The organism is Novosphingobium sp. LASN5T (assembly GCF_003856955.1).
GTDB lineage: Bacteria > Pseudomonadota > Alphaproteobacteria > Sphingomonadales > Sphingomonadaceae > Novosphingobium.
The window spans coordinates 114,434-121,317 of record NZ_RQSI01000014.1; the positions used below are offsets into that span (position 1 = coordinate 114,434).

The 6,884-nt window shown below is 63.0% G+C and carries 4 protein-coding genes; 1 reads left to right on the forward strand and 3 read right to left on the reverse strand.

What is annotated here, in order from left to right; translation table 11 throughout:
* Positions 1-11: 11 nt before the first annotated feature.
* The 3 genes from EH199_RS11620 to EH199_RS11630 form a co-directional block, all read right to left on the reverse strand.
* On the reverse strand, positions 12-530 hold the full coding sequence (locus tag EH199_RS11620; protein WP_124809412.1) for a hypothetical protein: 519 nt from the start codon (positions 528-530) through the stop codon (positions 12-14).
* Between the two features lie 333 nt (positions 531-863).
* Complete coding sequence (gene uvrA, locus EH199_RS11625; protein WP_124809413.1) at positions 864-3,770, reverse strand: excinuclease ABC subunit UvrA; 2,907 nt, start codon at positions 3,768-3,770, stop codon at positions 864-866.
* Positions 3,771-4,097: 327 nt separating this feature from the next.
* Positions 4,098-4,541, reverse strand: coding sequence for a hypothetical protein (locus EH199_RS11630; protein WP_124809414.1), 444 nt, complete (start codon positions 4,539-4,541; stop codon positions 4,098-4,100).
* Positions 4,542-4,811: 270 nt separating this feature from the next.
* Between EH199_RS11630 and EH199_RS11635 the strand changes: the two genes are divergently transcribed.
* The gene (locus EH199_RS11635; RefSeq protein ID WP_124809415.1) at positions 4,812-6,791 is read left to right on the forward strand and encodes a helix-turn-helix domain-containing protein; all 1,980 of its coding nucleotides are present in this window, start codon (positions 4,812-4,814) and stop codon (positions 6,789-6,791) included.
* The last annotated feature ends 93 nt before the right edge of the window (positions 6,792-6,884 follow it).

A 6,884-nucleotide genomic window follows, 5' to 3' on the forward strand; every position in this document is an offset into this window, starting at 1 on the left:
CGCGGCGCGCCCTACAAATGCACCCCGACCAGTTGCGACCGGACTGACGGAATCGTTACGGCCACATTGTTCAGCAGCGTTCCGCGCTCCCCGATCTCCAGTATCGTGTTGCCGAACACACCACGCATGGCCTCGATCGCGATTTCGTCGGCGGTCCGGTGCGCGAAGGCAAGTAACGCGGTGCCGCTGCGATGGCTGAAGCGGTAACGGTTGCCCCGCCGCTCGAAGTGCCACGCATCCGATGCCGGTCGCCATTCGTTGTCCTTCACGATCAGATCCGGTTCCTCGTCCACGGCGCCCAACACCAGGCTCATCACGATCGGTCCGCCGAGCACCGGCTGCGGCCGGAACGACAGCAATGGCCGGGCATCGACGGTGATCGGACAATAGGTCCCCGTCATCCTCGCCCCGCCGGGAAAGACGATGTCCGGAATCTGCTCCTCGACGGTGAACAGCAGCGGGGAGCGATCCAGGCCGGCCTGGATCGCAACCGGCACGTCACGCAACCGCGCGATCGTTTCCGCCGGCACGCCGCCCCGCTCGATGATTGCCATGCAGTCCGGGCAAAGCAGGAACGCGGGCGAAGCCTCTTCCCCGCCCGCGCGACAAAAACAGGCGACGGTGCAACCGCATCGTACGCAAGCGCTACCGGATCGAGAGCGAGCCTCTGCCCGTTCGGCTTCGGAAATGGGCAATGCGATCGCAACCGGCATGACAGATCCCCCGAACGGCACGATTCCCTGCGCGCCGCCTTCGCCTGCCACCATCTTCCCCGATCAGGATCTTGCTGCCCTGGGCGCCGATTTTGGCGGTGGGAACGGCCCGGAGTCAAGCCCGCCGCCCGCTTCCCTCGCCCGCGTCCGTCAGCCGTGGCGCGCCAGCAGCGGCCCCAGATATTGCCCGGTGAAGCTGCGCGGATTCTTCGCCACGTCTTCCGGTGTGCCTTCGGCCACGATCTCGCCGCCGCGCACGCCACCTTCCGGCCCCATGTCGATGATCCAGTCGGCGGTCTTGATCACGTCCAGGTTGTGTTCGATCACGACCACGCTGTTGCCCTGTTCGACCAGCCGGTGCAGCACTTCCAGCAGCTTGCGCACGTCCTCGAAGTGGAGGCCGGTGGTCGGCTCGTCGAGGATATAGAGCGTCTGCCCGGTGGAGCGGCGCGACAGTTCCTTGGCCAGCTTGACGCGCTGCGCCTCGCCACCCGAGAGCGTCGTTGCCTGCTGGCCGACCTTGACGTAGCCGAGCCCCACTTCGTTCAGCATGTGCATCCGGTCGCGGATCGGCGGCACCGCCTTGAAGAATTCCTCGGCGTCCTCGATCGTCATGTCCAGCACGTCGGCAATCGAGTGCCCCTTGAACTTCACTTCCAGCGTTTCGCGGTTGTAGCGCTTGCCGCCGCATTCCTCGCACGTCACGTACACGTCGGGCAGAAAGTGCATCTCGATCTTGATCAGGCCGTCGCCCTGGCAGGATTCGCACCGGCCACCTTTGACGTTGAAGCTGAAGCGCCCGGCCTTGTAACCGCGCGCCTCGGATTCCGGGAGCCCGGCGAACCAGTCGCGGATCAGGGTGAACGCGCCGGTATAAGTGGCGGGGTTTGACCGCGGCGTGCGGCCGATCGGCGACTGGTCGATCTCGATCACCTTGTCGCAGGCTTCGAGCCCCTTGATCGCGTCGTGCGGCCCGGCGATCACCCGCGCGCCATTGAGCACGCGCGCGGCGCCTGCCTGCAGCGTGTCGATCGTCAGCGACGACTTGCCCGAGCCGGAAACCCCGGTGATGCAGGTGAACGTGCCCAGCGGAATGCGCGCGGTGACGTTGCGCAGGTTGTTGGCCCGTGCGCCTTCCACCACCAGGTCCAGCCCGTTGCCCTTGCGGCGGTGCGCCGGCACGTCGATGCGGCGCGCGCCCGTCAGGTACTGGCCGGTGAGGCTGGCCTTGCTCTTGAGAATGTCCTTGAGCGTGCCCTGCGCCACGATCTCGCCGCCATGGACGCCCGCGCCCGGCCCGAGATCGACGACCCAGTCGGCGGTGCGGATCGCGTCCTCGTCATGCTCCACCACGATCACCGTGTTGCCAAGGTCGCGCAGGCGCTTGAGCGTTTCGAGCAGGCGGTCGTTGTCGCGCTGGTGCAGCCCGATCGAGGGTTCGTCGAGCACATAGAGCACGCCCGAAAGGCCCGAACCGATCTGGCTGGCCAGGCGGATGCGCTGGCTTTCCCCGCCCGACAGCGTGCCCGACGTGCGATCGAGATTGAGGTAATCGAGGCCGACGTTGTTGAGGAAGCCCAGCCGCTCGTTGATTTCCTTGAGGATCGCCTTGGCGATCTGCCGCTGCTGGTCGGTCAGTTTCTCCTCCAGCGTGGAGAACCACGCCAGCGCGTCGGCCACCGAACGGCGGGTGGACATCGAGATGTCCTCGCTCGCGATCTTCACCGCCAGCGCCTCGGGCTTGAGGCGCGCCCCGCCGCAGGTCTCGCACGGCTGCGCGGTCTGGAACTTGCCCAGTTCCTCGCGCATCCACGCGCTTTCGGTCTGGAGCATGCGGCGGTTGAGATTGCCGATCACCCCTTCGAACGCCTTGGTGACGGTGTAGCTCTTCTTGCCATCGACGAAGGTCAGCGGCACGGCCTTGCCGCCGGTGCCATAGAGGATCACCAGCCGCACCTCGCCCGGCAGCTTCTCCCACGGCGTTTCCAGGCTGAACCCGAAATGCGCAGCTAGGCTGGACAGCACCTGCATGTAATAGGGCGACGGCGGGTTGGACTTGGCCCAGGGCACGACCGCGCCCTGCTTGAGACTGAGCGCCTCGTTGGGCACGACCAGTTGCGGATCGAAAAGCAGCTTTTCACCCAGACCATCGCAGGCCGGGCACGCGCCCTGCGGCGCGTTGAAGCTGAACAGGCGCGGCTCGATCGATTCGATGGTGAAGCCGCTGACCGGGCAGGCGAACTTTTCGCTGAACACGATGCGGTTGGGCGGCAGGCCGGCGCCTTTCAGATTCTTGCCCTTGGCCTGCGCCTCGTCCTCGCGCCCTGGCACCACGCCATCCGCCAGGTCGATATAGGCCAGCCCCTCGGCCAGCTTGAGCGCCTGTTCGAAGCTGTCGGCCAGCCGGGTCTGGATGCCATCCCGCACGGCGATGCGGTCAACCACCACCTCGATGTCGTGCTTGTACTTCTTGTCGAGCGCGGGGGCTTCCTCGATCGCGTAGAGCTCGCCGTCGATGCGGACACGGGTGTAGCCCGCCTTCTGCCATTCCAGCAGTTCCTTGCGGTACTCCCCCTTGCGGCCGCGCACCACCGGCGCCAGCAGATAGGCGCGCGTGCCTTCGGGCAGGGCCATCACGCGATCGACCATCTGGCTGACCGTCTGCGCGCTGATCGGCAGGCCGGTGGCCGGCGAATAGGGCACGCCCACGCGCGCCCACAGCAGGCGCATGTAGTCGTAGATCTCGGTGACCGTGGCCACGGTCGAGCGCGGGTTGCGGCTGGTGGTCTTCTGCTCGATCGAGATCGCGGGGCTGAGGCCGTCGATGTGCTCGACATCCGGCTTCTGCATCATCTCGAGAAACTGGCGGGCATAGGCCGACAGCGATTCAACGTAGCGGCGCTGCCCTTCGGCATAGATCGTATCGAACGCGAGCGAGGATTTGCCCGAACCGGAAAGCCCGGTGATGACGATCAGGCTGTCCCGCGGGAGATCGACATCGATACCCTTAAGGTTGTGTTCACGGGCGCCACGGACGGAAATCTTGCTGAGCGACATGGGCACCCGTGTTCCAGATTTGTTCACAGAGCGCAAGACGGCTCTTGGTGGAGGCGCGATTAGAATTTGTCGGATTGGTGTCATCATCGAAATTGCCGCAATCGGATAACAAAGTTCCGAAATAGCGCCGTTTTGTCGGATTTTTCTGACAAATTCAAAGTGCCGACCTTGCCGCAATTCCGATCCCCTTAGAATTGGGCATTGCGCGCGCGGCGTGTCGTTGATTGCGGCAAGGTTTTACCATGTATTGCGGCAAGGTTCGGCGATTATACCTCGAACAGATTGGCTTTAGGATTTCGCAGCCGCACCATCTGATCGCCTTCCACACTAGGAAGGCGGACGCGAACCATAACGGAATGCCAATCGCGGCCTAACGGCAAGGGCCATTTGCCAAAGCAAGCTCGCGGTTCTTTTCTCTAGCCCCATCTCCATCACCACCTGATCGCCAAGGTCCAAGCGATTTTGGATAAATAAGGCAAGCCGGCACAAACCACCAAAATAAAATTCGCACACATCAATAGCTTGATCTGAGTTATCAAATTCCAATCCAAATGGATTGAAGTCAGTTTGCTGAAAAACACGAAAAACTGCGGGAATTCCAGCATGTCTGCTGTCCAGCATTTTGTTCAGCTGGTTTCCTGACAACACCGCAACTGCGAATTCTTCTGCAAACCATTTTGCATGAACCGCAGGAATGACGGCCCGCGCCTTCCAGCCAGACAAAGTAGCCTTAGATACGCCAAGAGACCGGGCCAGATCGGCCTCACGCATACCTAGCGCGCACGCAGCATCGAATAGGAAACCGCCAACCTGCTCCGACGTCTGCGGCCAGAACGATCCGAACAATCGCGATGTGAACGTTCTTGACAAATCGTTTGCAACGTTCGATTCTGAGGCAGGTGGAGTTTTGCGAGGTGTTTCCATGGCTAGGGCTTCTCGGGCACAGCCAGATATTCTGCAAGTGGTTCGTGCCGCTTTCATTCTAAATGGCTCGTCGCTGGGCGCTTGGTGTCGTGAAAATAATATCGACCCTGCGCGGGCTTGGCGCGCGCTTCAGGGCAAGCATGTCGGACCTGTGTCGGAGCGACTGCGCTCCCGTATCTTGGCTGCAAGCGGACGGGCGGCGGCCTGATGCCAATTTGGCTCTCAGTCGAAGAATTCGCGGAGCTATCCGGCGTTCCAGTGCGTACCGCGCGCTATCATGTGCACCAAGCGGTACAGGGCCGCAGTTCGCGCAAGTTCAGGCTCGTTTTCCGGCACAAATATGGCCGCGGCGGCAAATCCGGCCAACGCTATGAAGTCCTTCTAAGCAGCCTGCCAGAGCAGCTTCAGGCGACATTCAACGCCGCTTCAAAGCCCTCTTCACTGCCCATGCTGCCGGTCCCGGCTGCCGCAGCGCCATATCGGCCGTCGATGCTGGAGGACCCCAAGTACGTCCAGCAGGCGCTGGAGCGATACGCCCTGATCGAACCAGCCCTACAGCATCCGCCGCGCTCCAGCGGCAGGCGCAAGGCGATCAAGGAAGCCGCCGAGCGGGAGCGTGTCAATGTTCGGACAATCGAACGCTGGATAGCCGGCTTTGAAAAGCACGGTGTGTCCGGCGTGGTTCGGAAAGTTCACGCGAATGCCGGGGAGCGGCGCGTCCATATCTCGCGGGTGTTCGACAATGCCTACGTTGCGGCCGGCTACGATCCGGCGCTGCTGCCACAGCTTGGCGACGCCTTCGATCTCTGGTGCAAGAGTTTCTGGGCCTCCCGCGCCGCCGACGCAGGCACACCGCAAGTTGCCACGACGGCCCTTTGGGAATTCCGGAAACAGTGTGAGGCGCAAGGCATCATACTGCCCGATGCCGCTTACAAGGCCAGCGACGAGCATGTGAACCGCTGGCGCGGCCACGAAAAGGTCAACACGATGCGGACCGACGCCAAGCGGTTCGCTGACGAACTTCCGCGCATCAGCCGCGATTCTACCGCGCTCGCGCCGATGGAAGTGGTCGTGATCGACGTGCATCATATGAATGTCCCGGTCACGCGCCCTGACGGCACGATGGCATGGCCCAAGATCGTCGGCTTCATGGATGCCGGGACAAGCCGGTTCTTCGCCCACATCGTGCTGTGCGAGGCGCGAACCAGCATCCGCCGCGAGCATGTGATTGAAGGCTTTATTGCGATGGCGACCGCCCCGGAATGGGGTTTCCCGCAGACGCTCTACCTCGACAACGGCTCTGAAAACGGCGCACTGGACCGCATCCTGCCGGCGTTGGAGATGGTGAACAACCGCGCCGGTCGGGAGATCGTGAAGGCACTGCCCTACAACGCGCCGGCCAAGCCGATCGAGCCGTTGTTTGCCCGTCTCAACCGGTACTGCTTCTCCGCGCTCGAAGGCTATGCCGGCGATGACCGGATGAAGAAAAAGACCCAGAACGTGGGCAAAGAGGTCATCCCCTATCAAGGGCCGTGGGCGCAATTCCTTGAGGATTGCCATGGCCTGCTCGCATTCTTCCATCAGAAGGAAATGGGCGGCCAGTGGGGTGGGCGCTCGCCCAATCAGGTGTTTCAGGACAAGGTTGATGCCGGCTGGCGGCCGATCATGCCCGATCCGCTCGCGCTGGACGCCGCGTTCTGCGAGCGCGAAGACCGCATCCTTAGCCGTGGCGGGCTGCGGATCGATGGCAAGGTCTACACGCATTACGCGCTGCTAAGCCTCACGAAGGGCACCACGGTTCAGGTCGCCATACCGTGGCGCAAGGCCGAAGCCCCCATCGCCTTCCTGCCCGATCTTGGCCCTGTCCGGCTAACCGAAGACTACCAGTACGCCATGCGCGACCCCGCTGGCGCGGTTGCGTCCGCGCAACGCAAGTCAACGCACCGCCGCGCCGTTCGGGAAATGGCGCGCGAGGTCATGCCGGTCGATCCCGTCGCCACACTGCGCGAGATCGGCGCGGCAGCGCCAAAACCGCAAGTTCCGGGCCGGCCTCACGTCCTCGACCATATGTGGACGGCTCCCTCTTGCAAGGGCTGAACGGAAAATTTGATCGGATCGCTTGCTTCCATATGTCCGGCCTTTCGGTGCGGTCGCACGTGACCGCTGGCCAAGATGGTTTCCGCGGTGTGT